The organism is Thalassospira sp. (assembly GCF_002709775.1).
Taxonomy (GTDB): Bacteria; Pseudomonadota; Alphaproteobacteria; order Rhodospirillales; family Thalassospiraceae; genus Thalassospira.
In genome coordinates this window covers 1-24,972 of sequence record NZ_PAQR01000016.1, presented here as the reverse complement: position 1 = coordinate 24,972, position 24,972 = coordinate 1, and the positions used below count along the sequence as shown (strand labels likewise).

General features: G+C 65.2%; 31 protein-coding genes. 25 read left to right on the top strand and 6 right to left on the bottom strand.

All coding sequences use genetic code 11. The features are described from left to right. Positions 1 to 155 precede the first annotated feature (155 nt). The 3 genes from CMO10_RS07865 to CMO10_RS07855 all read left to right on the top strand — a co-directional run bounded on the left by CMO10_RS07865 (position 156) and on the right by CMO10_RS07855 (position 2,634). Entirely contained in the window at positions 156 to 1,484 is a 1,329-nt protein-coding gene (locus CMO10_RS07865; RefSeq protein WP_008889389.1) for a site-specific DNA-methyltransferase, read from the top strand. Further along, on the top strand, positions 1,481 to 1,729 hold the full coding sequence (locus tag CMO10_RS07860; RefSeq protein WP_040822740.1) for a DUF7220 family protein: 249 nt from the start codon (positions 1,481 to 1,483) through the stop codon (positions 1,727 to 1,729). The genes CMO10_RS07865 and CMO10_RS07860 overlap by 4 nt, the downstream gene beginning before the upstream one ends. A 242-nt stretch (positions 1,730 to 1,971) precedes the next feature. Next, the gene (locus tag CMO10_RS07855) at positions 1,972 to 2,634 is read left to right on the top strand and encodes a hypothetical protein (protein ID WP_008889387.1); all 663 of its coding nucleotides are present in this window, start codon (positions 1,972 to 1,974) and stop codon (positions 2,632 to 2,634) included. Between the two features lie 89 nt (positions 2,635 to 2,723). Here CMO10_RS07855 and CMO10_RS07850 read toward each other — a convergent pair whose 3' ends face one another. From CMO10_RS07850 to CMO10_RS07840, 3 genes are all read right to left on the bottom strand, one after another. Then, on the bottom strand, positions 2,724 to 2,927 hold the full coding sequence (locus CMO10_RS07850) for a hypothetical protein (protein WP_008889386.1): 204 nt from the start codon (positions 2,925 to 2,927) through the stop codon (positions 2,724 to 2,726). A gap of 6 nt (positions 2,928 to 2,933) precedes the next feature. Continuing rightward, complete coding sequence (locus CMO10_RS07845) at positions 2,934 to 3,407, bottom strand: DUF3489 domain-containing protein (protein WP_008889385.1); 474 nt, start codon at positions 3,405 to 3,407, stop codon at positions 2,934 to 2,936. 102 nt (positions 3,408 to 3,509) lie between these two features. Beyond that, positions 3,510 to 3,878, bottom strand: coding sequence for a hypothetical protein (locus tag CMO10_RS07840; protein ID WP_008889384.1), 369 nt, complete (start codon positions 3,876 to 3,878; stop codon positions 3,510 to 3,512). 123 nt (positions 3,879 to 4,001) lie between these two features. Between CMO10_RS07840 and CMO10_RS07835 the strand changes: the two genes are divergently transcribed. The 5 genes from CMO10_RS07835 to CMO10_RS07815 all read left to right on the top strand — a co-directional run bounded on the left by CMO10_RS07835 (position 4,002) and on the right by CMO10_RS07815 (position 10,331). Further along, on the top strand, positions 4,002 to 4,535 hold the full coding sequence (locus CMO10_RS07835; protein ID WP_008889383.1) for a hypothetical protein: 534 nt from the start codon (positions 4,002 to 4,004) through the stop codon (positions 4,533 to 4,535). Then, the gene (locus CMO10_RS07830) at positions 4,525 to 6,465 is read left to right on the top strand and encodes a phage terminase large subunit family protein (protein ID WP_008889382.1); all 1,941 of its coding nucleotides are present in this window, start codon (positions 4,525 to 4,527) and stop codon (positions 6,463 to 6,465) included. Before CMO10_RS07835 ends, CMO10_RS07830 begins: the two co-directional genes overlap by 11 nt. A 107-nt stretch (positions 6,466 to 6,572) precedes the next feature. Continuing rightward, positions 6,573 to 6,782, top strand: coding sequence for a phage head-tail joining protein (locus CMO10_RS07825; RefSeq protein ID WP_008889381.1), 210 nt, complete (start codon positions 6,573 to 6,575; stop codon positions 6,780 to 6,782). After that, positions 6,782 to 8,284, top strand: a complete 1,503-nt coding sequence (locus CMO10_RS07820; protein ID WP_008889380.1) for a phage portal protein — start codon at positions 6,782 to 6,784, stop codon at positions 8,282 to 8,284. The genes CMO10_RS07825 and CMO10_RS07820 overlap by 1 nt, the downstream gene beginning before the upstream one ends. Positions 8,285 to 8,297: 13 nt before the next feature. Then, positions 8,298 to 10,331, top strand: coding sequence for a prohead protease/major capsid protein fusion protein (locus CMO10_RS07815; protein ID WP_008889379.1), 2,034 nt, complete (start codon positions 8,298 to 8,300; stop codon positions 10,329 to 10,331). Positions 10,332 to 10,334: 3 nt separating this feature from the next. Here the strand turns inward: CMO10_RS07815 and CMO10_RS07810 are convergent, their stop codons facing one another. Together CMO10_RS07810 and CMO10_RS07805 are read right to left on the bottom strand one after the other, a co-directional pair. Next, complete coding sequence (locus CMO10_RS07810; protein ID WP_008889378.1) at positions 10,335 to 10,622, bottom strand: type II toxin-antitoxin system RelE/ParE family toxin; 288 nt, start codon at positions 10,620 to 10,622, stop codon at positions 10,335 to 10,337. A gap of 4 nt (positions 10,623 to 10,626) precedes the next feature. Further along, positions 10,627 to 10,866 (bottom strand): ribbon-helix-helix domain-containing protein, encoded by a 240-nt coding sequence (locus CMO10_RS07805; RefSeq protein WP_040822905.1) that lies wholly within the window; start codon positions 10,864 to 10,866, stop codon positions 10,627 to 10,629. Between the two features lie 70 nt (positions 10,867 to 10,936). Here CMO10_RS07805 and CMO10_RS07800 point away from each other — a divergent pair, with 70 nt between their 5' ends. Genes CMO10_RS07800 through CMO10_RS07765 form a run of 8 tightly spaced genes read left to right on the top strand, consistent with a single transcriptional unit; the run spans position 10,937 to position 16,940 of the window. After that, positions 10,937 to 11,272, top strand: coding sequence for a DUF2190 family protein (locus CMO10_RS07800; RefSeq protein ID WP_008889376.1), 336 nt, complete (start codon positions 10,937 to 10,939; stop codon positions 11,270 to 11,272). Between the two features lie 8 nt (positions 11,273 to 11,280). Next, entirely contained in the window at positions 11,281 to 11,586 is a 306-nt protein-coding gene (locus CMO10_RS07795; RefSeq protein ID WP_202948992.1) for a head-tail joining protein, read from the top strand. Further along, positions 11,583 to 12,254: a DUF6441 family protein gene (locus CMO10_RS07790; protein WP_008889374.1), complete on the top strand. Its 672-nt coding sequence runs from the start codon at positions 11,583 to 11,585 to the stop codon at positions 12,252 to 12,254. The genes CMO10_RS07795 and CMO10_RS07790 overlap by 4 nt, the downstream gene beginning before the upstream one ends. Positions 12,255 to 12,257: 3 nt before the next feature. Next, positions 12,258 to 12,695, top strand: coding sequence for a hypothetical protein (locus tag CMO10_RS07785; protein ID WP_008889373.1), 438 nt, complete (start codon positions 12,258 to 12,260; stop codon positions 12,693 to 12,695). 27 nt (positions 12,696 to 12,722) lie between these two features. Then, positions 12,723 to 13,673 carry a phage tail tube protein gene (locus CMO10_RS07780; protein WP_008889372.1) on the top strand — a complete coding sequence of 317 codons (951 nt, stop codon included), beginning with the start codon at positions 12,723 to 12,725 and terminating at the stop codon, positions 13,671 to 13,673. Continuing rightward, positions 13,670 to 14,182 (top strand): hypothetical protein, encoded by a 513-nt coding sequence (locus CMO10_RS07775; RefSeq protein ID WP_008889371.1) that lies wholly within the window; start codon positions 13,670 to 13,672, stop codon positions 14,180 to 14,182. The genes CMO10_RS07780 and CMO10_RS07775 overlap by 4 nt, the downstream gene beginning before the upstream one ends. Positions 14,183 to 14,241: 59 nt before the next feature. Beyond that, positions 14,242 to 14,394, top strand: a complete 153-nt coding sequence (locus CMO10_RS07770) for a DUF7697 family protein (protein WP_167549066.1) — start codon at positions 14,242 to 14,244, stop codon at positions 14,392 to 14,394. Then, entirely contained in the window at positions 14,394 to 16,940 is a 2,547-nt protein-coding gene (locus tag CMO10_RS07765; protein ID WP_008889369.1) for a phage tail tape measure C-terminal domain-containing protein, read from the top strand. Before CMO10_RS07770 ends, CMO10_RS07765 begins: the two co-directional genes overlap by 1 nt. A 40-nt stretch (positions 16,941 to 16,980) precedes the next feature. Here the strand turns inward: CMO10_RS07765 and CMO10_RS19810 are convergent, their stop codons facing one another. After that, positions 16,981 to 17,346 (bottom strand): 4-fold beta flower protein, encoded by a 366-nt coding sequence (locus CMO10_RS19810; protein WP_415674386.1) that lies wholly within the window; start codon positions 17,344 to 17,346, stop codon positions 16,981 to 16,983. 100 nt (positions 17,347 to 17,446) lie between these two features. On the opposite strand from CMO10_RS19810, the gene CMO10_RS07760 reads away from it, so the two are divergent. The 9 genes from CMO10_RS07760 to CMO10_RS07720 all read left to right on the top strand — a co-directional run bounded on the left by CMO10_RS07760 (position 17,447) and on the right by CMO10_RS07720 (position 24,733). Next, positions 17,447 to 17,932, top strand: coding sequence for a hypothetical protein (locus CMO10_RS07760; RefSeq protein WP_008889368.1), 486 nt, complete (start codon positions 17,447 to 17,449; stop codon positions 17,930 to 17,932). A gap of 54 nt (positions 17,933 to 17,986) precedes the next feature. After that, positions 17,987 to 18,445 carry a hypothetical protein gene (locus CMO10_RS07755; protein WP_008889367.1) on the top strand — a complete coding sequence of 153 codons (459 nt, stop codon included), beginning with the start codon at positions 17,987 to 17,989 and terminating at the stop codon, positions 18,443 to 18,445. 16 nt (positions 18,446 to 18,461) lie between these two features. Beyond that, a complete protein-coding gene (locus CMO10_RS07750; protein ID WP_008889366.1) occupies positions 18,462 to 19,136 on the top strand; it encodes a hypothetical protein in 675 nt (224 codons plus the stop codon). Further along, the gene (locus tag CMO10_RS07745; protein ID WP_008889365.1) at positions 19,136 to 20,695 is read left to right on the top strand and encodes an RCC1 domain-containing protein; all 1,560 of its coding nucleotides are present in this window, start codon (positions 19,136 to 19,138) and stop codon (positions 20,693 to 20,695) included. Before CMO10_RS07750 ends, CMO10_RS07745 begins: the two co-directional genes overlap by 1 nt. Further along, the gene (locus CMO10_RS07740) at positions 20,695 to 21,114 is read left to right on the top strand and encodes a hypothetical protein (RefSeq protein ID WP_114112938.1); all 420 of its coding nucleotides are present in this window, start codon (positions 20,695 to 20,697) and stop codon (positions 21,112 to 21,114) included. The genes CMO10_RS07745 and CMO10_RS07740 overlap by 1 nt, the downstream gene beginning before the upstream one ends. Continuing rightward, positions 21,107 to 21,649, top strand: a complete 543-nt coding sequence (locus CMO10_RS07735) for a DUF1833 family protein (RefSeq protein ID WP_008889362.1) — start codon at positions 21,107 to 21,109, stop codon at positions 21,647 to 21,649. Before CMO10_RS07740 ends, CMO10_RS07735 begins: the two co-directional genes overlap by 8 nt. Next, a complete protein-coding gene (locus CMO10_RS07730; protein ID WP_008889361.1) occupies positions 21,649 to 22,050 on the top strand; it encodes an NlpC/P60 family protein in 402 nt (133 codons plus the stop codon). The genes CMO10_RS07735 and CMO10_RS07730 overlap by 1 nt, the downstream gene beginning before the upstream one ends. Beyond that, on the top strand, positions 22,050 to 24,419 hold the full coding sequence (locus CMO10_RS07725; RefSeq protein ID WP_008889360.1) for a host specificity factor TipJ family phage tail protein: 2,370 nt from the start codon (positions 22,050 to 22,052) through the stop codon (positions 24,417 to 24,419). The genes CMO10_RS07730 and CMO10_RS07725 overlap by 1 nt, the downstream gene beginning before the upstream one ends. Before the next feature lie 83 nt (positions 24,420 to 24,502). Continuing rightward, the gene (locus CMO10_RS07720) at positions 24,503 to 24,733 is read left to right on the top strand and encodes a DUF6127 family protein (protein ID WP_297020426.1); all 231 of its coding nucleotides are present in this window, start codon (positions 24,503 to 24,505) and stop codon (positions 24,731 to 24,733) included. The last annotated feature ends 239 nt before the right edge of the window (positions 24,734 to 24,972 follow it).

Here is a 24,972-nt window from a genome sequence, read left to right as displayed (position 1 = left end):
ATATCGTATGCGGGAGGCGCCAGCGCGGGATTTCGCCACCGACAGGCCCGCCAACTTACTTGACACCGACTTGACGGATTGACGCCAACCCCAGGGTTTCTGCGGGTTTGCGCCGCCGGTCCGTCAAGCGTTCCCGACACATGGCAGATTGACAGATGGACTTGACGATCGAAACCGTTCCGGTGGATCGATTGATCCCCTATGCGCGCAACGCCCGCACCCACGACGAGGGGCAGGTCGCGCAGATCGCCGGGTCCATCGCCGAGTTCGGTTTCGTCAATCCGATCCTGATCGGCGAGGACGGTGGCGTCATCGCCGGACATGGCCGTCTCATGGCGGCGCGCAAGCTCGGTCTCGACGACGTGCCGGTGATCCGCCTCGGCCATCTCTCCGAGACCCAACGCCGGGCGCTGATCATCGCCGACAACAAGATCGCGGAGAACGCCGGATGGGACGAGGAACTGCTGCGTCTCGAACTGGCGGACCTCAAGGCCCAGGACTTCGACCTCGACCTGACCGGCTTCGACCTGTCGGAGATCGACCGGTTGTTGGAGAGCGAGGATGGGGAACAGCAAGCCGGTGGTTTCGTTGCTGAGGACACCATCCCGGAGCCGCCGGTCGAGCCGGTCAGTCGTCCGGGTGACCTGTGGCTGCTGGGCGATCATCGTCTGCTCTGCGGCGACAGCACGAACGCGGATGACGTGAAGCGCCTGATGAACGGCGAGCGCGCCATCCTGTTCGCCACCGATCCGCCGTACCTGGTCGACTACGATGGCACCAACCATCCGCAGAACAGCGCGCGCAAGGCCAAGGTCGCCAAGGGTGACACCAGCGGAACCGACGGCAACAAGGACTGGTCCGCCACCTATGGTGTGACCTGGGACGATTCCTCGCAAGGCCCCGACCTCTATCGCGGCTTCATCAAGGCGGCGATTGCGGAAGCGATCGAGCCCAACGCCGCCTGGTACTGCTGGCATGCCTCCCGCCGCCAGGCCATGCTCGAAGAGGTCTGGACCGAGATGGGCGCCTTTCAGCATCAGCAGATCATCTGGAACAAGGAGAAGGGCGTCCTCACCCGGTCGCGCTATCTCTGGAAACACGAGCCCTGCCTGATGGGCTGGATCAAGGGCAACATGCCGCCCAAGGCGGATGGTGCCGAGTTCCTGCCGTCGGTCTGGGACATCCATGGTCTCTCGGGCGAGGAACGCCCCGACCATCCGACGCCGAAACCGCTGGACTGTTTCGCGACGCCGATGCGCCAGCATGTGGAGCCGGGCGGTCTGTGCTATGAGCCGTTCTCGGGGTCGGGATCACAGATCATGGCGGGCGAGTCCGTTGGCCGACGGGTCTTTGCCATGGAGATTAGTCCCGTCTACGTGGACGTGGCCGTCGAGCGTTGGCAGAAGGCGACCGGCAAGACCGCCGTCCTCGACGGGGACGATCGGACGTTCGATGAGATCAAGGAGGAAAGGACGCGCGGATGAGGCAGTCGAGACGCATGTCGCTGGTGGAAGCGCTGGCCAACGTGGGCATCGGTTACGGCGTTGCCGTGGCGACACAGATCGCGGTGTTCCCGCTGTTCGGGCTCACGGTGTCGCTCTCGGACAATCTGGCCATCGGCGCTGTCTTCACCTGCATCAGCATCATTCGCTCGTATGCGGTCCGCCGCCTGTTCGAGGCGATCCAGATGCGTGGATCTCTGACGAGTGCCGCCGGGATCTGGCGATGAGCTCGTCTGTGGAAAATATCTCCAGAGGTAAATTTAGGATCGGGCCGAAATGGTCGCTCCGCCGCTAAAGCCGACCAACACCGACGGCCTCCAGGAGAGCGAGTCCTTTGCTAATCGGAGGGAGCACTGAGTTTCATGTTACCTTGTGTTCGTGCGTAATATATAATTATGACGCACGATATTGACTTTTTGTGCGCAATTCCATATATTCGTGATGGTGGTGAAATTTGGAGTGTGCGCCGATGGCATTCAGAGCAGACGAGGCCGCGTCTAGCGGATTTGAGAGAGCAAAGAATTACCTCATTCCGGTAACGTTTTCTCCAGAGGTGAGGTCCGAGAGCGAGGAAGCGCTGCTGGACCTTGTTGATGAACTGGGGCCTGCCGTTGAAAGTTATCCAACATGGCACCCGCTTGTATCCAAACATGATGGACGTAATCCCGAGACTATCCCGAATGCACAAACCGGGTATAAGGGGCTGGACCATACTCGTTATTTTGCGCACGGGTTTATCACCTGTCCGTATGGGGGCGTGGCAGATGTAATTGAATCCGCATCGCGAATTAACCACCATTGCGCGACCATCACGGCCGAAGAGTTGAACGTACGGTTCTACGCAGATGGAGCCAAACCAATCGTCGTAAAATGTGAATGGTCAGAACCGCTTTCGCTCGGCAAGCTGATCCCGAAGAAAATCGCTGTTCCCCTAATGCTCGAACAGGAATTGCCGTGTTGGAGGTGGTCAAGCCGCGCTGAAAGATGGGAGGTAATGCGCCCATATCTTTTAGGTGAACCGCACGGCAGCAGATCTTCTCTTTTTGTCGATCAAGAAACGGCTCTTGCAATGAAAAGAGCCTACCTGGCAATGGTCGAAAGCGGCATGTTTGGCCCGTTGAAAATGGACTGATGCCCCCTATGGCTCTACATAGCGGGCTCAAGAATTCCAGGTCCGCTTTTCCCGCCGGGATCTGGCGATGACCCCGGCGGGAGAGATGGTCAGGCTTCGTCGATCGGGTCGACGGCGGTGACGTAGGCGTCGCCCTTGTTCCAAGAACCGTCGTCGAGACGCCATTCGGTATCGTCGCTGGCCACCAGCTTCTCGAATGCCGCCTCTTCAGCCTGCACCATGGTGTCGGCATCGACCTCGATGACCGTGCTCTCGGTGACGTCGCGGGTGATGATCACTTGGAAGGTTGGCATAGCTGGTTACGCCTCGATCCGATAGATCCGCTCGCCGGTGTCGAGCTTGCGCGAGACGATGTTGTACCCGAGCTTTTTCTTGAGCGCCCCGCTGATTGCACCGCGCACCGTGTGCGGCTGCCAGCCGGTGACCTCGGTGATCTGAGTGATGGTCGCGCCGCCGTCGCGCTTGAGCATTTCGATTACCTTGGCCCGTTTGCTGTCGCGGGGCTTGCGCTTCGTCTTTGGCGGTTTGGCGCCTGCGCCGATCCCGATGCCGGACATGGCTTCGCCGGTCGGCGTGATCGCCTCGATGCCAGCCGCCTGGAGTACGTCCTGGTTGGAAAGGTGGTGCTCGGTGATCAAGGCCTTCAGGCGATCGACCGCCTTGCTTTTGTAGTTGAACGATTTGGTGGTGACCGTTTCTCCGGTGATGCTGGAAATCGCGGTCGCGAGCTGAGCGACGGTGAATTTCTCGATGGCGACGCTGGTGGTGGTCATGGGGTTATCCTCCGAGTGATGCCGCCGCGACCATCGCGGGGCTTCTACCACCCCGAGCCCCGACGCTGATCGCGCGGGGCGATGGCGGGGAGGAGCCGTCCATCAGCCGAAGGCTTCGGCTTCGATCTCGCAGTGGGTGACGAACCCGGTGAGATAGGGAAGCCCCGATGGGATGCCGGTCTCGCGGCTCGTGCGCCGGGTGATGGTCCAGCCCATCCAGCGCTCGACCGCCGCGTCGATGGCGCTCTCGATGGTGAGCTTGCGCGCCAGTCCGTTGGCAACGTCGTCCGCAAAATGCCGCCCATATCGGCTGTCGAGGAAGTCGCGCACCGCGTCGTGCGGGCAGCCCGTGGCGCGGCCGATCCGCGCCATGGCCAGCGGCCAGGCCTCAAGCGGGTCGCCGTGGTGGGTGATGGTGCCGAAGAAGCCCCAGTCGGTGTTTCGCGTGGGCAGGATGGTTTCGGTTTTCATGGCGTCGTCTCCGTGTCCGTTGGTAATCCCATACAGGCTCCACGGGCGAAGAACATCAAGTCTAATAGATTGTAATTGATCAAGTTTTCGAGGGCGGCCCGGACATGGGAACGTTGAACGCACATGCTTGTCAGTCAGGCCGAATACGCGCGCCGGCGTGGGGTTTCGCGCCAGTACATCGGCCAGATGGTGGCCAAGGGCGTGATCGCGCTGAAGGACCGCAAGGTGGACACGGATCAGGCCGATGCCGCCCTGGCGGCGGTCCGTGAACCGGCGCGGCCCGAGCGCAGCACCAAGCCGAAGTCCGACCCGGCCCCGAACCCGGCCGTTCCGGCGACCGATCTTCCCGCGCTGCCCCAAGGTGGTGCGGGCGGTGGCGATCTGCCGACCCTGCTCTTGAAGACCCGGATCAAAAGCGAGGTCGAGAAGGCCAAGCTCCTGGAGATCAAGGCGCGGGTCGAGGCCGGTAAGTACGTCGATGCCGACGAGGTGAAGGTCGCCGCTTTCAACAAGGCCCGCGTCGTGCGCGATGCCCTGATGAATATCCCTGAACGTCTGTCCGCCGTGCTGGCGGCCGAGACCGATGCCGCGCGGGTGCATGCCATGCTGACCAATGAGATCCGCGCAGCACTCGAGGACCTGACCGGTGCTTCCTGACGCCGCCGCCATCCATGACGCCGCGTTCGACCGGGGCCTGCGTCCCGATCCGCTGTTGAAGGTTTCCGAATGGGCCGACCAGCACCGGCGTCTCTCGGGCAAGGGCGCGGCGGAGCCCGGTCCCTGGCGCACGGCCCGCACGCCGTATCTGCGCGAGATCATGGACTGCCTGTCGCCGTCCTCGCCCTACGAGCGGGTGGTGTTCATGAAGGGCGCGCAGGTGGGCGCGACGGAAACGGGGAACAACTGGATCGGCTACGTCATCCATCATGCGCCCGGTCCCATGCTGGCGGTCCTGCCGACGGTGGAGATGGCCAAGCGCAATTCACGCCAGCGCATCGATCCGCTGATCGAGGACAGCGAGGTGCTGTCCAGTCTGGTCAAGCCGGCACGCGCGCGGGATTCCGGCAACACGGTGCTCACCAAGGCGTTCCAGGGCGGGGTGCTGGCCATGACCGGGGCCAACTCGGCGGTGGGCCTGCGCTCCATGCCGGTGCGTTATCTGTTCCTGGACGAGGTCGACGGGTACCCCGGCGACATCGACGGCGAAGGCGATCCGGTGGCGCTGGCCGAAGCCCGGACCCGGACCTTCGCGCGGCGCAAGGTGTTCATCGTCTCGACGCCGACGGTCAAGGGCGTGTCGCGCATCGAGCGCGAGTTCGAAGCCTCGGACCAGCGGCGTTATTTCGTGCCCTGTCCCCATTGTGGGCATTTCCAGTGGCTCGAGTTCGAGCGCCTGCGCTGGGACAAGGGACGCCCCGAGACGGCGCACTACCTTTGCGGCGAATGCGAGGGGCATATCCAGGAGCATCACAAGACGCGGATGCTGGAGGCAGGCACGTGGCGGGCAACCGCCGCGTCGGAACAAGGCAGCGAGAAAACGGCGGGCTTTCACATCTCCAGTCTCTACAGCCCCATCGGCTGGCGAAGCTGGGCGGACATCGCCGCCGATTGGGAGGCCGCCCAAGGCAATGACGCGGCGCTCAAGTCGGTGAAGAACACGGACCTCGGCGAGACCTGGGTCGAAACCGGTGAAGCGCCCGATTGGCAACGGCTCTATGACCAACGCGAGACCTGGTCGGCGGGGAGTGTTCCCGCCGGGGGCCTGTTCTTGACCGCGGGGGTCGATGTCCAGAAGGACCGCCTGGAAGTGGACGTCTGGGCCTGGGGGCGTGGACTCGAAAGCTGGCTCATCGAGCACACCGTGATCGAAGGCGGGCCGCACCGTCCTGATGCCTGGACTGATCTCGACGCGCTTCTGGACCGGACCTGGCCGCATGCGCGCGGCGCCCATTTGCGGATCGCCAAGCTGGCCATCGATACCGGCTACGAAGCCCCGGCCATATACGCCTGGGCGCGCCGGGTCGGGTTCGGGCAGGTGGCGCCGGTGAAGGGCGTCGAAGGCTTCAATCGGGCGAGCCCGGTGTCCGGGCCGACCTTCGTGGACGCCACCGATGGCGGCAAGAAACTGCGCCGTGGTGCAAGGCTCTGGACCATTGCGGTCTCGACCTTCAAGTCCGAGACCTATCGCTTCCTGAGGCTTCAACGCCCGACCGACGAGGAAAAGGCGGAGGGTGCCGCGTGCCTGCCGGGCACGGTGCATCTGCCGAGTTGGGTCGAAAGCGAATGGCTCAAGCAGCTGGTCGCCGAGCAATTGGTGACGGTGAAGACCAAACGCGGCTTTGCCCGTCTCGAATGGCAGAAGCTGCGCGAACGCAACGAAGCGCTGGACTGCCGGGTCTATGCCCGGGCGGCGGCCTGGATCGCCGGCGCCGATCGCTGGTCTGATCGTCAGTGGACCGATCTGGAGGAGCAACTCGGTGCGGTCGATGGTGGCGTCGAAGCCGCCGGCATGATCAACCGCCCGGCCCCCGTGTCGTCGGAAAAACGCCGCTCCGATTGGCTCGGTCGGCGGGATGGTTGGTTTTGAAAAAAGAAGGCCCCTCTGGTGCGCATCGTTGAGAGGCGTGAGGGGCGTGTTGAGCGCAGCATAACGCCAGACCTGGGTCGTCTCAAGACAACTCCGTGAGTTCATAAATGTCGTCATTCACTGAAACCGAACTGGCGGCGCTGAAACGCGCCTATGCCAGCGGCACGCTGCGTGTCAGCTACGACGGCAAGACCGTCGAGTACGGCTCTGCCGAGGACCTGCTGGGCCGCATCCGGACCATCGAACGGGAACTGGCGGCTGCCACCAAGCCGCTTCCGGTGGCCGGCTTCGCCGGGTTTCGGCGAGGTAATTCCTGATGGCTCTGGGCTGGTTCGATCGAGCCCTGGCGGCGGTCGCGCCGAGGGCGGCCACTCGCAGGGCGCTGGCGCGGCAGGCTTTCGATGGGCTGGCGCGCGGCTACGATGGCGCTGCCAAGGGACGCCGCACCGACGGCTGGCGGACTCCGGGCACCTCAGCGGATACCGAGGTGGCCATGGCGTCGGCGTTACTGCGCGATCGCATGCGGGATCTGGTGCGCAACAACCCGCATGCCGCCAAGGCGGTGTCGGTGCTGGTCAACAACATCATCGGCGCCGGGATCATGCCGCGCGCCACGTCCGGCGATGAAAAACTCGACCGGACCGTCAACGCGCTGTGGGAACAGTGGTCCCGCCGATGCGATGCCGACGGCCAGTTGGACTTCTACGGCCTGCAGACGCTGATCTGTCGCGAGATGGTCGAGGCCGGTGAGGTGCTGGTGCGCCGACGTCTGCGCCGCCCGAGCGACGGTCTCGACGTTCCCCTGCAAGTGCAGATCCTGGAGGCTGACTTCTTGGATGCTACCAAGAGTGGCCAAGGCAGCGGCAAGGGACGCTTGGTGCAAGGTGTCGAGTTCGACGGCATCGGTCGCCGCACCGCCTATTGGCTTCACGAAAGCCACCCCGGCGATGTCTTCGGCGCCTGGCAGGGGGGACTGCAAAGCCACCCCATCCCGGCCCGCGACATCGTCCATGTCTACGAGAAGCAGCGGGTCCAGGTGCGCGGCGTCCCCTGGGGCGCGCCGGTGATCCGCAGTTTGCGCGACCTCGACGACTACGAGGTCGCCGAGATCGTGCGCAAGAAGACCGAGGCCTGTGTCACGGCCATCGTGTTCGGCGACGAGGAAACCCAGCAGGGCGTCGCGCCCGCCGTGGTCGATGCCGACGGCAAGCGGATCGAGCAGTTCGAGCCGGGTCTCATCGCCTATGCCCGAGGCGGTAAGGACATTCGCTTCAACCAGCCGGCGGCCGTCGGCGGTTATGCCGAGTACAAGCGGGCCAGCCTGCACACCATCGCGGCCGGCTTCCGGGTGCCTTACGAACTGCTCACCGGGGACCTTTCCCAGGTGAACTATTCCTCGATCCGCGCCGGGCTGGTCGAGTTTCGGCGCATGATCGACGCCGTGCAGTGGCAGTTGTTCATTCCCATGCTGTGCCAGCCGGTGTGGGACTGGTTCACGCAGGCCGCCTGGGCGGCCGGGCGCATTCCCGAGCCGGTCGTGCCCGTCGAATGGGCGCCGCCCAAGTTCGACGCCGTGGATCCGTTGAAGGACGCCATGGCGGATCTGCTGTCGGTGCGTTCCGGGACCATGACCCTGGCCGAGGCGATCGCCCGCCAGGGTCGCAACCCGGACGCCGTGCTGGCGGAGATCGCGGCCACCAACGCCAAGTTGGATGAAGCCGGGATCGTGCTCGATTCCGATCCGCGCCGGGTGACCAAGACGGGCAGCGCGCAAGCGGCCGACGCGTTTGCCGCCACCGACATCGACACTTCCGACTGATTTCGAGGATTTCATGGATACCACCATCGAACTGCCGGCCTTGCGCCGGGCGGCGGAGCTTGCGCCGAACTCCGCCGATGCCGAGGCCCGGACCATCGACGTGGTCTGGTCCACTGGCGCTCGGGTGCGCCGCGTGCCGTTCTTCGGCGAGCCTTATGACGAGGATCTGAGCCTGGAGGCGGACCATGTCCGTCTCGACCGCCTCAACGCCGGCGCACCGTTTCTAAAGGTTCACGAGACCGGAGAGTTGAGCGCGGTGATCGGCTCGGTGGTGCCGGGCAGCGCGCGCATCGAACAGGGCCGGGGTGTCGCCACCATTCGCTTCTCCGATCGCGATGACGTGGAGCCCATCTGGCGCGACATCCAGGCCGGGCACATCCGGGCGGTCTCCATCGGCTATCAGGTTCACCGCTATGAGGTGAACAAGCCGGAAGGGGCGCGCGAAGTCTGGCGGGCCGTCGACTGGACGCCGTTCGAGATTTCCGCCGTGCCGGTGGGCGCCGACGCGGACGCCGGCTTTCGCGCCATCCACGACCCCCATGCTCCCCGCACCCACGAATGCGTCGTGCATCGAGACGGCGCCGAACCCCCTTACAGCAAGAGGACCCAGACAATGCATGACGAAGACAACCGTGAGAACGATGCCGCCGAGGTGACCGAGGCAACGATTTCCGAGGAAGCCCCGAAGACCCCGGACGATGCCGCCGAGACCCAAGCCCAGCCCCAAGCCGTGCCCCAGTCCCGGACGGCGGACGCGGAAGCCCTGGTCAGCCGGGCGCGCGAGGCCGAGCGCGAACGGGTCTCGACCATCTACGACCTAGCGTCCAAGCTGGACCTGGAGCGCGGCTTTGCCGACGACCTCGTGAAACGGGGAACCTCGTTGGACGAGGCCCGCACGGTGATCCTCGATCAAGTGGCGTCCAAGTCCGAGGAGACGCGGACCTTCTCCCAGGTCTCCGTGCCGCTGGGCGGGCGCGACGAACGGGTCACCCGCCGGGACGCGGTGACCAGTGCGCTGCTGCATCGCTACAGCCCGACCCTGTTCCCGCTGGAGGATGCCGCGCGCCAGTATCGCGGCATGACCCTGATGGAACTGGCCCGCGAGAGCCTGTCGGACGCCGGCGTCAACACGCGCGGCCTCTCGCGCGACGAAGTGGCGACCCGGGCGCTCCATTCCACCTCCGACTTCCCGGAGATCCTGGCGGCGGTCACCAACAAGACCCTGCGTCAGGCCTACGACGCCTATCCTCGCACCTTCACGCTGTTCTGCCGCCAGGTCCTGGCCACCGACTTCAAGGCCATGCACCGGGTGCAGTTGGGCGAGGCGCCGCAGCTTCTGAAAGTGGACGAGAGCGGCGAGTTCAAGCGGGGCACGCTGGGCGAGTCCAAGGAGAGCTACCGCATCGAGACCTATGGCCGGGTGGTCGCCATCACCCGTCAGGTGCTCATCAACGACGATCTGGACGCCTTTACCCGGATCCCCGCCATGTACGGCAACGCCATCGCTCAGCTTGAAAGCGACGTGGTCTGGGACATCATCACCGCCAATCCGGCCATGGCCGACAACAAGAACCTGTTCCATGCCGACCACAAGAACCTGGCCGGCACCGGCAAGGCGCTCGGTGTCGATGCGGTCGGCGCAGCCCGGGCGGCCATGGCCAAGCAGACCGGCCTCGACAAGAAGACGGTGCTCAACATCCGCCCGTCTTTCCTGATCGTGCCGGCCTCTCTCGAGTTGAAGGCCGAGCAGATGGTGGCCCAGAACCTGGTGCCGGCCGACACCGCCAAGGTGGTGCCGCAGTCGATCCGCACGCTCTCGCCCATCTCCGAGCCGCGTCTGGACGCCGTCAGCGAAACCGCCTGGTACCTGGCGGCCAGCCCGAACCAGATCGATACCATCGAGTATGCCTATCTGGAAGGCCAGCAGGGCGCCTACATCGAAACCCGCAACGGCTTCGATGTGGACGGGGTGGAGATCAAGTGCCGCCTCGACTTCGGCGCCAAGGCCATCGACTGGCGCGGCCTCTATAAAAATCCTGGGGCGTAACCGCTAAACCAGACTGATCAGATCCCGGCGGCCATGCACGGCTCTCACGATCTCGACCCCGGCATCGGTGATCCGATAGAGCAGGAGGTAGGAGCCGCTGACCAGATAGCGCAGACCCGGGCGAATGTCGTCGCGCGCCGCGCCCATCTCCGGGTGATCGGCCAGATGGCTGGCGGCCTCGTCCAGTCGGTCGAGAACACGGTCGGCGGCCGCCGGGTCGTCCTCCGCGACATGCAGCCAGATGTCGATCAGGTCCTCGCGGGCCTTGTTCGTGAAGACGACACGCGCCATGGGGTCAGGCGAGGCCTTTGCGTCGGCGGGCCTCGGCCTTGATGTCGTTCATGCTCAACCCGGGCTCGGCGGGGCCGCTGGCGACGCCTTCGTCCCACATCTGGCCCAGAAGGCGGCGGGTCTTCCATTCCCGCAAGGCTTCCCGGATCACCTCGCTGGAGGAGGCGTAGTCGCCGCTTTTGACCGCTTCCTGCAACAGGTGCGCGTGCTCGTCGGTCAGGGAAACGCTGATCTTCTCGGTCATATCCGGATCCTCCTGTCTCCAAAAGTAGGAAATATTCGCACCAAGCGCAAGCACACGAAAGGACCATTCCATGCGAAACTACATTCAGCCCGGCAACACGATCACCCTTGCGGCCCCCTACGATGTCACTTCTGGCGGCGGTCTGCTGGTCGGCGCGCTGTTCGGCGTCGCCGGTGGCGATGCGCTGGCCGGTGAGGCGGTGGAAACCAGCCTTGTCGGTGTCTTCGACCTGACCAAGGCGGCCTCGCAGGCCTGGAGTGTCGGCGACAAGGTCTACTGGGACGACACCAACAAGGTCGCCACCAAGACGGCGACCGGAAACACCCTGATCGGCGTGGCGATCGAAGCGGTGGGAGGCACCGCGACCGACACCATCGGCCGTGTGCGGCTCAACGGCAGCGTCTGATGTCCGTAATGGATGCCGCCATCGATGCCCTGTTCGGGGATCCCACCATCGCGCGGGACGCTCTCTACGTTCCGGCAGGTGGCGAGGCGGTGTCCGTTCGGCTTGTTGCTCGTCGTCCGGACGAGATCATCGGCTTCGGCGAGACCCGCATCCACACCGAGACCACGGTGTTTGATGTTCGGGCGTCCGAGGTCGCCGGTCCCCGTCCGGGCGATCGGCTGACCCTGGACGGTGTCGACTACGTGATCCAGGGCGAGCCCGAGCGGCGCGATCCGGATCGGCTGATCTGGACTCTGGACGTGAGACCTTCGTGAAATTTTCCGCTTCCATTGCCGGTTCCCTGAAGGCCGATCTCAAGGCGGAGATGCGCCAGATCGAAAAGGCGGTCGCTGAAGGGGTCAAGGACGCTGGCGACGGTCTCAAGGGCAGCCTGCGCCGCCAGGTGATCACGGCGGGGCTCGGCCCCCGTCTGGCCCGGACCTGGCGTTCCCGCGCCTATCCCAACAAGGGGCATGACGCGGCGAGCCTCGTCTGGTCCAAGGCGCCCGATATCGTGCGCAGCTTCGATCGGGGCGCGGTGATCCGTGGCAAGAGCGGGTTCTGGCTCGCCATTCCGACAGCAGCGGCGCCCAAGCGGGGTAAGCCTGTCCCCGCGGAGGCGGGGGGCGGCAAGCGGATCACGCCGGCCACGTTCCCGGAGCATCGCTTCGGCCCCTTACGGTTCGTCTACCGGCGGGGCGCGCCGTCGCTGCTGGTGGTGGACGGGGTGCGGATCAGTGCCAAGACCGGACGGGTCGGCCGCCGGGCCAAGGGCGGCGCTTTCACCAAGACCGGGCGCATGAAGTCCGGCATCACCACGGTGGTGATGTTCGTGATGGTGCCCCAGGTCCGCATGCCGAAGCGGCTCGACGTTCGCCGTGCGGCGGAAACCTGGACAGGGCGGGTGCCGGGTCTGATCGGCCGCCATACCCGTAAGGACTGACCCATGCCCGCGACCAAGACCGAGCAGATCCTCGATGCCCTCAAGACCCGGCTCGAGACCATCCCGGACGCCACCGTCGAGCGCAATTCTGTGGTGCCCGAGAAGATCTCGACCGGCGGATTGCTGATCCTGCGTGACGGCACGCCGGGCGAGCCCGAGCAAGCCTTGGGCGGGTTCGGTGGCGTCTACTGCCGACAGGAGGCCGAGATCGATATCACCATCGAGGACGGCGACGCCACATCCCGCGATGCGGCCTTCGACGCCTTGTTGCAGATGGTCGGTTCGATCCTCGATGCCGACCCCACCCTCGGCGGCCTGGCCTTCGGCATGACCTACGGTCGGCCCGAGATCGACACCGAAGCTGTTGTCGGCGCGCCTGCCATCAAGGCCGGCACTTTGATCGTCGCCATTGAGTTCGAGGCCGACACGGCCCTCGGCTGAATCTACAGAAAACCAGGAGAACCCATCATGGCCCGAGCCTATGGTTCGAGCGCCACGCTGCTGCTCAAGCGGGAAACCGCCTACGGGCAGGCGGCCAGTGGCGACTACATCCGCATGCCCTTCAATCGCTGCACCCTGGGTTCCGAGCAGGGCCTGATCGACGATCCGGTCCTCGGCCAAGGCCGCGATCCGCTGGCACCCTTGCAGGACGTCATCAACGACGAGGGCGAGATCGTCGTGCCCATGGACCCGCGTTACCTCGGGATCTGGCTCACCGGCCTGTTCGGTGATCCGGTCACCACGGACAATCTGGACGGCACATTCGATCATCTGTTCGTCTCCGGAAACGATGCCCTGCCGAGCTACACGGTCGAGGTCGGCATGTCCCAGGTGCCCGCGTTTTTCCTGCACACCGGCGTGGTGTTGGGTTCCATCGCGCTGGAGTTCCAGCGATCCGGCGCGGCCGCCGCGACCCTTGGCGTCATCGCCCAGGGCGAGAGCCGCAAGGCGGCCACGCAAGGAGGTGTACCGACGAGCTTGGCGTTTACCAGGATCAGTCAGTTCCAGGGGTCGATCACCCGGGCCGGTAATCCGATCGGCAATCTGACCGGCGGCTCGCTCACCTATTCCAACAACCTGGAGAAAATCGAGACCATCCGTTCTGACGGCAAGATCGACGGGGCCGATCCCACGGTGGCGGCCTTGACCGGACGCATCGACGTTCGCTTCGCCGATACCACCCTGATCGACCTCGCCTCGGGCGGCACGCCGGTGGACCTGACCTTCGGGTACACGGTCGGTACCGCCAAGGTCGCGTTCGCTGCCCACGAGGTCTATCTGCCCAAGCCCAAGCTGGCCGTCGAGGGGCCGGGCGGGGTGCAGGCCAGTTTCGACTTCCAGGGCGCGCGCAATGAGACCGCCGGGCGGATGCTCGACGTCACCCTCACCAACGATCTGGACGGGACGGAATACGCATGATCTCCCTGAAGCAAACCAGCGAGCCCTTTGACATCGAGCTTCCCTACGGCATCACGGTCACCGTGAAGCCGCTCACCACCGCCGGCATGGCGGCGGCCCAGGCGGCCGCACGGCGTCGGGTCGAGGGGCTGGAAGCGCAGTTCAAGGAACGGATCGAGGCGGGGCTGTCCGCCGACGGGCTCCCCGATCTGGCGAGCGATGCCGAACGCGATGGTCTGTTCCAGGACCTGCTGATCAAGGAACTGGCGATCCGCCATGTGAGCGCCTGGACGGGCATCGAAGACGACCCGCCGGTGACGCCGGAGAACGTGGCCGCCGTCATGGCTCTCTATCCCGTCGGCGAGCGGTTCTTTCATGAGTTCACGCTCAAACAGGTGCTGCTCACCGCCGCAAAAAACGGATCAGGGCTCTCTGCCGCTGGCACTTCCAGCCGGGCGGAGGGCCGGGATACTGCGAAGCCTGCGAAACGGACTGCGGCCAACAGTGCCCCCGACGCAAGTACGCCCTGATCACGGACGAAGAGCACCAGGCATGGGATGTGCTGCAAGCATGCCTCGGGCAGCTGCGGTTGGCTGCATCCGGCCATGTGCTCGGCATTGACCTGGGCGTGGCCCTCAACATCGCCGAAGCCCGAGGCCATGACCTCGCCATTGTCTCCGAACTGCTCCAGGAGGCGGGGGCGGGCTTGGTCGATGCGATGAACTCCAAGGATGCCGATTGATGGCCAAAGCCAAGCACACCTACGCTGTCCGTCTTGCCGTCGAGGGCGGTAGAAAGGTCAAGGCCGAGCTGGTCTCGGTCGGTGACAGCGGCGAGCGGTCGCTGAAGAAGATCGACCGTGCCGGCGGTAAGGCCTCGCGTGGGCTGACCGGCCTGGCCGACCGTGCCCGCAAGTTGACCCTGGGCATGCGCAGTCTGGTCGGGGCGATGGCGGGGGCTGCCGCCGTCGGTGGTTTGGCGACCCTGATCGACCGGTCCATCTCGGCCGCCGATGCCATCGCCAAGACCGCCGACAAGCTGGGTGTGGGCGTCGAGGCGCTTCAGGAACTGCGCTTTGCCGCCCAACTGGCGGGGGTTCAACAACAGACCCTGGACATGGGCCTGCAGCGCTTCACCCGGCGCGTCGCGGAAGCGGCCAAGGGCACCGGCGAGGCCAAACAGGCGCTGACCGACATGGGTATCGCGCTTCGCGATCAACATGGCAACATTCGCCGTTCCGAGGATCTGCTGAACGACGTGGCGGAGGCCTTCAAGCGTACCGAGGATCCGGCGGAACGGCTGCGGCTCGCCTTCAAGCTGTTCGACAGCGAAGGCGTGGCCATGGTCAACATGCTGGTCGGCGGCGCGGACGCGCTGGAAGCCACCCGTCGCCATGCCCGCGACCTCGGCATCGTGCTGGAGGAGGATCTGGTCCGCAATGCCGAGGAGGCCCACAGCCAGTTGGATACCTTGGGCAAGGTGGTCTCCGCCAACCTGACCCGCGCCATGCTGGATCTGGCCCCGGCCATCACCGACGTCTCGTCGAACCTGGCCGATCTGGCGGCCGATGCCGCCACCGCCTACGAGCAGATCAAGTTGGCTCTGTCCGGCGATTTTAACTTCGATGGCTTGTCGGAACGCGCCACCCGGCGCATCGTCGATGAGCGCCGCCAGGAACTGCAGGAGATCGCCCGCGAACTGAAAGAGATCGGAGACATCGGGTTCGCAGACGATCCCATCGCCTGGGGGCGCAAGGTCGCGCTCGAGCGCCGCTTGCAAGAGCGGGGCGAACAGTACCGCCAATGGGCGGCCAAGCTCGCCTGGATGCAGCGCGACGACAATGCCGATGTCCCGGACGCGCCGGACGGCGCTTCGACACCCGATACCATCGAGGCCGATATTCGCGCCGCCCAGGACCGGGCCCAGCGCATCGCCCAGATCGAGACCGATCTGCAACGCCAATTGTTCGAGGCCACCCACGAGGGGGCGGACCGCATCCGCGCCGAGTACCAACAGCTTGTCGCCGAGATGCAGACGCTCATCAAGCCCGATGGCGGCAACCTGGATCAGGTGGGTGAGATCATGGCCCGGGCGGCGGCCGTGCGGGACGCCAAGCTGGCCCGTCTCGCGGCCCAGGAAGAGGAAGCGGCAAGGCGCCGCCAGGCAGCCAACACCCGCGTCATCGAAAACCTGCGCGCAGAGCGTGACGAACTGGCGATGACCGACAAGGAACGCTTCGTCTCCCAGGCTCTGCGGCGTCTGTCAGCGGATGCCACGGACTCTCAGCGCCAGCAGGTCCGTGATTTGGCTGGCGCCTTGTTCGACGAACGCCAAGCGATCGAGGCGCGTACCAAGGCGGAAGAGGAAGCCGCTCGTCTGCGTGAGAAGGGAAAGTCCCTCACCGAGCAATTGCGCACGGTCGAGCAGGCCTATGCCGATGAAGTGCGAGAGTTGAACGCCCTCCTTGCGGCGGGCGCCATCAACCAGGAAACCTTCGCCCGCGCTTCGGAACAGGCCTATGACCGGATGTTGCGCGCCAGCGACGACTGGTCGGCGGGCGTGGTCCGAGCGCTTCGCGACTACGCGCGGGAATCCTCGGACGCGGCGACCCAGTTCGAGCAGGCGACCACCCGGGCGCTCAAGGCCGGCGAAGACGCCTTCGTCCAGTGGGCGACCACCGGCAAGGTCAGTGCGTCCGACCTGTTCAACAGCATCGCCGAGGAGGCTCTGCGCGCCGCCTATCGCATGGCGGTGATCAAGCCCTTCAGGTCGCTGTTCGAGGGCATCTTCTCGTCCATCGGAGGCTCTATCGCCGGCAGCCTGTTCGGCGGTGGTTCGGAGATGATTGGCGATTTCCCGGCCCCCGGCCCGGTCCAGGTGGCTCACGGTGGTGGCGTGATCGGCGGAGACGTTTTGCCCAGCCGGTCGGTCTCACCGGTCCTGTTTGAAAACGCGCCCCGGTTCCACGGCGGTGGCGTGGTCGGAGCCGAAGTGCCGATCATCGCCCAGCGCGGCGAAACCGTGTTCACGCCAGGCCAGATGCGGGCGCTCGGCACGGAACTCGGTCAACGGCCCGAGGTCCAGGTGAATGTCCATGTCGATAATCGCGCCCCTGGCACGGAGGCCCGCGCCCAGTGGCGCTCGGACGGCAACGGCGGCTTGAGCCTCGACATCGTGGTCGAGCAGATCGAGGGCCAGATCGCCCGCAATATCGGTCGCGGCGAAGGCCTGGCTCCGACCATGGAACGCCGCTACGGGCTTAATCCGGCGGCGGGAGCTTATCGGTGAGGAAAGCCAGCAAACAAACTTGGCTGTTAGAAAAATGAGTCTACTGCGCCACCCATGCGAAGAAAGACAAAGATGACCAGCCTCCAGCAGGCCTCGCTGGTCGAGCGGGTCTTGCAGGTCGTGCCGGGCGGGCGGGTCGCGCTGGTTTGGCAGCCCTAGCGGCTCGTGCGGGTCTTGCAGGTCTCGCCGTGCCCGAAACCCCCTCTTTCGGGTTCCATGCCACAGGATGTCCCGATTGATCTAAGCAGAGCAGTCCCTTCACCGGTCCTAACCAATCGCCTGTGGAGGCCGACCAAGCATGTCCGTTCGAGATGTATGCCAGCCAATCCATGTCTACACTGAAAATATGATGTCCAGGATCAATCCAAGCGACAAGGTCGCAATCCTTATCAAACAGGGGGTGCACGACCAAACCTCCTTACCTTAAGAAATGTCCACATAAACCTGTTTAGGTAAAACCAATCATAGTTGCCACCCATAATTATTGTACTTGGGAACGCTAGCGCATGGGTACGTCCATCTCCTGGCCCACGACCCTACCACTGCCCACCATCGAGGGCTACGGCGTCCATCCGGGCGAGGCGATCCTGCGCACCGAGATGGAGGCAGGACCGGCGCGGCAACGGCGGCGGTTCACGAGCATGCCGAGCCGGATCTCGGTGCGCTGGCTGTTTCGCCGCCAGCAGTTCGCCCTCTTCGAGGCCTGGTACCGCTGGCACGCCAAGGAGGGCGGCGCGTGGTTCGAGATCGACTTGCTGGGCGGCCTCGGGCTGGTCGCCCACGAGGCCCGGTTCACCCGCCAGTTCGAGGCCCGTGTGCGCGGCGGCGTGCTCTGGGAAGTGACCAGCGAACTGGAAATCCGTGAGCGTCCGACGCTGTCCGAAGGGGCGATGAACCTCCTGCTGGAAGAAGAGATGACGGGACTCGGCGTCAGCATCGAAGCGCTGCACACCCTGGTCCACGCGACCCTGCCCGGACCGCACGTCTGGTAACACCTTTTTTGTCCCTGTCGCACCTCCGGTGCTCCTCGCCTCTTGGAGTATCCCATGACCATCGAGACCGACCTGCGGGCCGCCGCCGACAAGGCGACGGCCGACAGCCTGTTGCTGCATCAGATCGTCCACGGCGATGCCGAGACCACCGTCTCGACCGAAGGCGGCCCGGTGAAGTCTGTCGCCAAGGCGATCGACGACGTGGAGGCCAGTGTCGCGGCGAGTACGGCGACGATCACTCAGGCCGTCGATGACGCGGATGCGTCCCGCGCCGCTGCCGAACTGGCCCGCGATCAAGCCGTCGATGCACGGGATGCGGCACTCGGTGCCGTCGGCACCGTGGCCGTTTCGGAAACAGATGCGGCTCCCGCCAGCTTGGCCTCGAAGATCGAGGCCGGGGTGGGGCTGGAGGCCACGATCGCCAATTCCGGTGGCGACGAGCGGCTCGCCATCTCCGTGACCCCGCAGGTTCACGCCGGCGCCCTGGTGGCGTTGGCCCGCGGCTTCATCTGAACTGAACGAGGACCCCATGGCCAATCAACCGATCTTCGTGTCCGGCTATCGCCAGGACACGACCGTTCTGCGCGCCGATCTCGGCAACGCGGCGCAGGATATTTTCACGCCAGGCGCCGCTGGCACCCGTCTCCATGCCTTGGCGCTCGGCAATGACGGTGAGACGGAAGTGACGGTGGAGTTCGGTACCTATGACGTGGTGTTCTCCGGGATCGAGGTGAACATCGTCCCCGGCGCCACGCCGGCCACGGATCCCTTCACCGTTACCCGCGTCGACGACCAGTCCTGGCCTATCACGGAAAACCTCCAGGTCCTGACACTGTGGAACGCGGCGACCGTCAATCGGGGCGACTATCGTCTTTCTGGAACGGCCGAGCAGACTCCGGGCTCCGGGATCTTCGACGTCCTCAACGTCCAGAACACCCCCGGCAACGCCATCGCGCAGGAACTGGGCGTATTCATCGACGCCTATCGGTGGCGGCCCCTGTGGGCCGTGACCGTGCCCGCGCGCGCCGGGTTCGACGGCAACCCGTCCGCAGCCGGTCTCGATCTCGAGACGCTGCCCTGGCTCGATCTCACGGGCGATCGCTGGCTGTTGCTGACCGCCCCGCTGGCGGCCCGCATTCCGGCCAATGCCAACGCGGTCGCGACCGGCAACGTCCACATCACCTTCTTCGGCGGTGACTACTGATGAGCAATTCCACCATCACCGCCGACCTGCCGCGCGTGGAACGGCGGGGCGGTCAGGGGGCTGCCGTCGGGCTCAACAACGGGAAGCCTGACCAGCATTTCGTTGTCACGCTCCAGAATTCCACCCTGTCGGGCGGGCAGGAGACCATCGGGTCCAATTCCGACATCACCTATTACCACAACTGCTTCCTCACCAAGGATGGCCTGCTGCATATGTCGGGCGCGCACAACAACTACACCTTGGCGCAGGGAAACACTGGCTTCAGCGTCCATGACACGAAAAAGGTCGCCTTGCTGCGCCACGATCAGAACGCCACCTGGGGGGTGATCGGCGATCCCGTGGCGATCCGCGCTGCCTATGACTGCACGATGGTTCTGACGGACCAAGGTGACGTGGCGGTCTGGGGTTACAATGGCCACGGACAGCAGGGACGAGGTCATGCGTCCGGAAATGGATATGCCCAAGGCATAACAGGGACCAATGTTGGTCCACGATCCGGCATCAAGGGGCGCGAGGTCGTGGAAATCGACCTCACCAAGGGGTATCCGAACTCCGGGCACACCCTATACGTCCGGTGCAAGGACGGCACGGTTTGGGGCTGGGGCTATAACGGCTACGGCCAGTTGGGGCAGAACAACACCTCGAATTGCTACACGCCCGTCCAACTGCATGACAACACGGGCTCGCCCGTTGACGACGCCATCGGCATCTTCGCGGGGCACGGCAACTATCAAGCCGTCTTTGTCCTTCGCGCGGACGGCACGCTGTGGTCTTGCGGGCAGAACAACTGGGGCAAGCTGGGCGATGGGACCACCGGGAACCAGTACCGCCTGAAGCCTTGCGTTGGCCTTCCAGCCGACTCCCCCATCAAGAAGGTCCAACTCGGCGGGTCGAGCCGTGGGGCCAGCACTTATGTTCTGCTGAAGGATGGCCGTGTCTTCGGGACCGGGTACGGGGGGCAGTATCAGTTGAACGCCTCCGCTTCCAACTGGAGCGGCTTCAATCAACTGGCCTTTCCCACCGGCGTCGGCGGGTTCACCGACATGTGGATCGCGGGTGAATACGCCCAGGCGTATTTCAACGCGGATGACGGGGCCTGCTATGCCTGCGGATACAACGGCAATGGCCAATTGGGTGTCGGATCCACGTCCAACGCGTATATGGGCAAGATCAATCTTCCCTCGGGCGTGCAGTTGAAGAAGGTCTCCACGGGCGGCGCCTACGACGGGGCCACCCAACGGCACACCACCATCATGCTGGGCACGGATGGCGAGGTATATACCTGCGGCCATTACGCTGGGTACTTCTTCGGGAACAGCGGTGGCAGCAACTGGCAGAAACCCGTGTGCTGGTACCGCCCCTGGCCAAAATATGCGGACGATCCCCTCCGTCGGAAGGTGGTGGACGTGGTGTCCCATGCCTACACCTCCGAATGGGGGGCGTTCGTGCTCCTGAACAATGGAGAACTGTGGGCGGCCGGGCGCAACAGCAGCAACAAGCTGGGGACGGAGGCGACCAACAGCTATCCGACCTTCGTGGAACGGGTGGAGATTCACTGATGCCTTTTATCAGCTATGTGGAAAGCCCGGACGGTTGGCACTTTCTCCCACCGGGGGAGTGGATCGACGGCGAATTCGAGTGGCTTTGTGAAGTCGATGGGCGTCACTACGCCCATGTCACGTCCCTGGATTATGGAGAGCAAGCCGAAGGCATCGACCTTCAGCATCATGGCGAAGCGGAAATCCAGCACATCCTGGACCAGTCGGTGCCGGTCCAACGCGTGCGCGAGGAGCGGGCGTCGGAATACCAACGGGCGCTGCCGACCGGCGAGCAGTTGGACGCCATCCTCAAGGCCTTCAATCATCTGCGCATGAACGGCACGACCTTGCCCGCCGAGATGAACGAGGTCATCGGCCGCTGGCTCGCCGTCAAACGCGCGCATCCCAAGCCGACCCTGCTGGACGATCCCAATGCCTGATCCGGCCCTGTCCCAGGCGATCAAGGAAGCCTATGCCACCGCGCCGTCGGACGTCGTGATCCTGCATACCCTGGAACTGCGCCATCCGGCCTTCGAGGATGGCGATGGCCACCCCACCGCCATCCGCGTGGTGCGGGACCACCGGGACCTGACCGCCCGACTGGAGCCCTCGGCGCCGATCGACGGCGGGGAGATGGTGACCTTCGTGGCGCTCGCCTTCGATCTGTCGCTGCCGCCCATCGACACCGCGCCGGTCCCCGAGATCACGGTGACGCTGGATAACGTGAGCCGAGAGATCGTCCGCCATCTGGATGCAGCGGCCGTCTCCCAGGACAAGATCGAGATCACCTATCGGCCCTATCTCTCCACCGATCTGGAAGGGCCGCAGATGGACCCGCCGATCACCCTGGTTCTGACCGAGGTGGAGGCCAACGCGCTCCAGGTCACCGGGCGGGCGCGGATGCTCGACATCGGCAACAAGACCTTCCCCGGCGAAACCTACACCGCCAAGCGCTTTCCTGGACTGACGCGATAATGCACTGGGCAGAAACCTACATCGGCCTGCCGTGGTCCGCCACGGGGGAAGGCCCCGGTTCGTTTCATTGTTGGGCCTTCGTGTGCTGGGTTCAGGAGCGGCATTTCGGGCGAGCCTTGCCCGTGATCGCCAACCCCGAGGACCTGCTGGGTATTGCCCGAGATTTTCGTGACCACCCGGAACGGAAACGCTGGATCCAGGTTGATGCTCCCGCCGAGGGGGACTGCGTGCTCATCCGCCAGGCCCGCTATCCAATCCATGTCGGCGTCTGGCTGGACGTGGACGGCGGCGGCGTTCTGCACTGCGCCCAGGAGGCCGGGGTGGCGTTCCAGGGCGTGACCGCGCTGGCGGCCAACGGCTGGCGCATCGAAGGCTATTACCGTTTCACCGGGGAAAACTGATGCTCGCCGCCGTGACCATGGTCCGTAACCCGTTCTGTCCGGATCGGGACCGCGAAGTGTGCCCGGTGCTGAGCCTGACCACGGTGCGCGGCTGGCTCGATAACAGGGGTGTTGGCGAATTCGACCGCCCGACCATCTGCCTGCACAATGGCAGGGCCGTTCTGCGCGCCGACTGGACCACCACGGTCATCGCCGACGGTGACGTGGTCGCGTTCGTGACCCTGCCCCAAGGCGGTGGCGGAGGCGGTGGGGGCGGAAAGAATCCGCTGCGCACCGTGCTGTCCATCGCCGTCATGGTGGCTTCGTTCGCCCTCGGCGGTCCGCTGGGCGCGGCCATGGGCATCTCAGCCAACGCCGGGGCAGCGCTCGGCATCGGCGCGGGTGTCCTGCAGCAGGCCATCGGTGGGGCGATCATCTCGCTCGCCGGCATGGCGTTGATGAATGCCGTGGTGCCGGCGCCCAAGCCCTCGGTGCCGTCGCTCAGTTTCGGATCGGTCGGCGCGCCACCGGCACCAAGTCCCACCTATTCCCTCTCGGCCCAGGGCAACGAGGCCCGTCTCGGCCAGCCGATCCCGGTGCTCTATGGCCGCCACCTGATCTATCCCGACCTTGCCACCCAGCCCTATCAGGAGTTTGCCGGCAACGAGCAGTATCTGTTCCAGCTTCATGTGATCGGCCAGGGCGAATACGACCTGGAACAGGTGCGCATCGAGGACACGCCCATCGCCGCCTTCGAGGAGGTGGAAACGGAGATCGTCGGCCCTGGCGGCACGGTCACCTTGTTCGAGACCGATGTGGTCACGGCGCCCGAGGTCGCGGGTCAGGAATTGCGCAGCACGGGCGATGGCGGCGATTGGGTCGGACCCTTCACGGCCAATCCCGTCGAGACCCAGGCCGGGCACATCGGCATCGACGTGGTGTTCGCTCGAGGTCTCTACTACGCCAATGACGCAGGCGGGCTCGACACCCGGAGCGCCCAGTGGGAGGTGCAGGCCAGGGCCGTCGACGACGACGGTCAGGCCATCGGAGACTGGACGACGCTCGGCACCGAGAGCCATTCGGCGGCCACCAACACCGCGCTGCGGCTCAGCTACAAGTACGCCGTCACGCCGGGCCGCTACGAGGTCCGGATGATCCGGCTGGATGCCATCGACACCTCGTCGAGGGCCGGGCATGAACTGCGCTGGGGCGCGCTGCGCGCCTATCTGGAAGGCACGCCCGACTTCGGCCAAGAGGCGGGGAGCGGCGGAGCCGCGACAGGGACACAAGGAGTGACCCTGCTTGCCGTCAAAATGCGGGCCACCGACAACCTGTCCCAGCGCTCTTCGCGGATGATCAACTGCGTGGTCACCCGCCGGCTACCGGTTTGGGAGCCGATTACAGGGTGGTCCGCACCACAGCCGACCCGTTCCATCGCCTGGGCCTTCGCCGACGCCTGCCGAGCATCCTACGGCGCCGGTCTGGCGGACGGTCGGATCGATCTGTTGGCGCTCTATGCCCTCGATCAGATCTGGACCGGGCGGGGCGATACCTTCGACGGCGTGTTCGACAGCGCCATGACCGTGTGGGAGGCGCTGACCCGGATCGCCCGTTGCGGTCGCGCCGTGCCGGTTCTCCAGGGGGGCATCGTGCGTCTGTTTCGGGATGCGGCGCAGACCTTGCCGGTGGCGATGTTCGGGCCGCGCAACATCGTCAAGGGCTCGTTCAAGATCCAGTACATCATGCCGGGCGAGGACACCGCCGACGCGGTCACCGTCGAGTTCTTCAACGCCCGGGCCTGGAAGCCGGATGAAGTCACGGCAAGCCTGCCCGACAGCGCCGCCGAAAAGCCCGCCAAGGTGACCCTGTTCGGCTGCACCGACGAGGCCCAGGCCGCCCGCGAGGGGCTCTACATGGCCGCCGACAATCGTTATCGGCGCAAACTGGTCTCCTGGCGCACCGAACTGGACGGGTTGATCCCCACCTACGGCGATCTGGTCGCCGTCACCCACGACATGCCCCGCTGGGGCCAGGGTGGGGAGGTGGTCGCCTGGGACGAAACGGAAGCACTGCTGTCGGTCTCGGAGCCCTTGGAGTGGGTAGAGGGCCAGGACCACTACATCGCGCTGCGCCGTCGTGACGGCAGTCCCGCCGGGCCGTTCCACGTGGAGGCCGTCGTTGGCGAGGGTCGGACGCTCCGGGTTCTCGATCCTCTGGGCTTCGCTCCCTATACCGGCACCGCCGAGGAGCGCAGCCACTTCGCCTTCGGCCCCGGCGAAACCTGGAGCGCCAAGGCCCGCGTCATTGCCGTTCGCCCGCGCGGCGAGCAGGTGGAAATCACCGCCGTCGGCGAGGACGCGCGCGTTCACGAGGCCGACCTGGCCGCCTGATCAGATCCAGATTGGAGACCACCATGAACTGCCCTTCGACGAAGGACGGGTATGTCGCCATGCCCTAGGCCGAGTTCGAGCAATTGCTCGAACTGGCGGCCGAGCGAGGGGCCAAGCGGGCGCTGGCCGATGTCGGCTTGGTCGACGAGGACGCGCCCGGCGACATCCGCGACCTGCGCTCCCTGCTGAGCAGCCTCAGGCTCGCCAAGCGCACGGCCGTCCAGACCAGCGTACGGCTGATTACCACCGGAATCCTGCTCGCCCTAATGGCCGGCATCGCCATCAAGCTGAAGCTGTTCGGCAATGGGCCCTAATTGGCCCCGACGAGCCCCAACCCACCAGCCCGCCGTCCGGCGGGCTTTTTTGTGCCCGGAGACCACCGATGACGACGAGCTATTTCAACCACTGGCGCGATGTGCCCGAGGACTCGTGGCGCTGGAAGAACTTCTCGCCTGCCGAGATCGCCTGCCGAGGCAGCGGCTCCCTGCGGATCAACGAAGATGCGCTCGACAAGCTCCAGGCGCTGCGCGATCGGCTTGGCAAGCCCCTCATC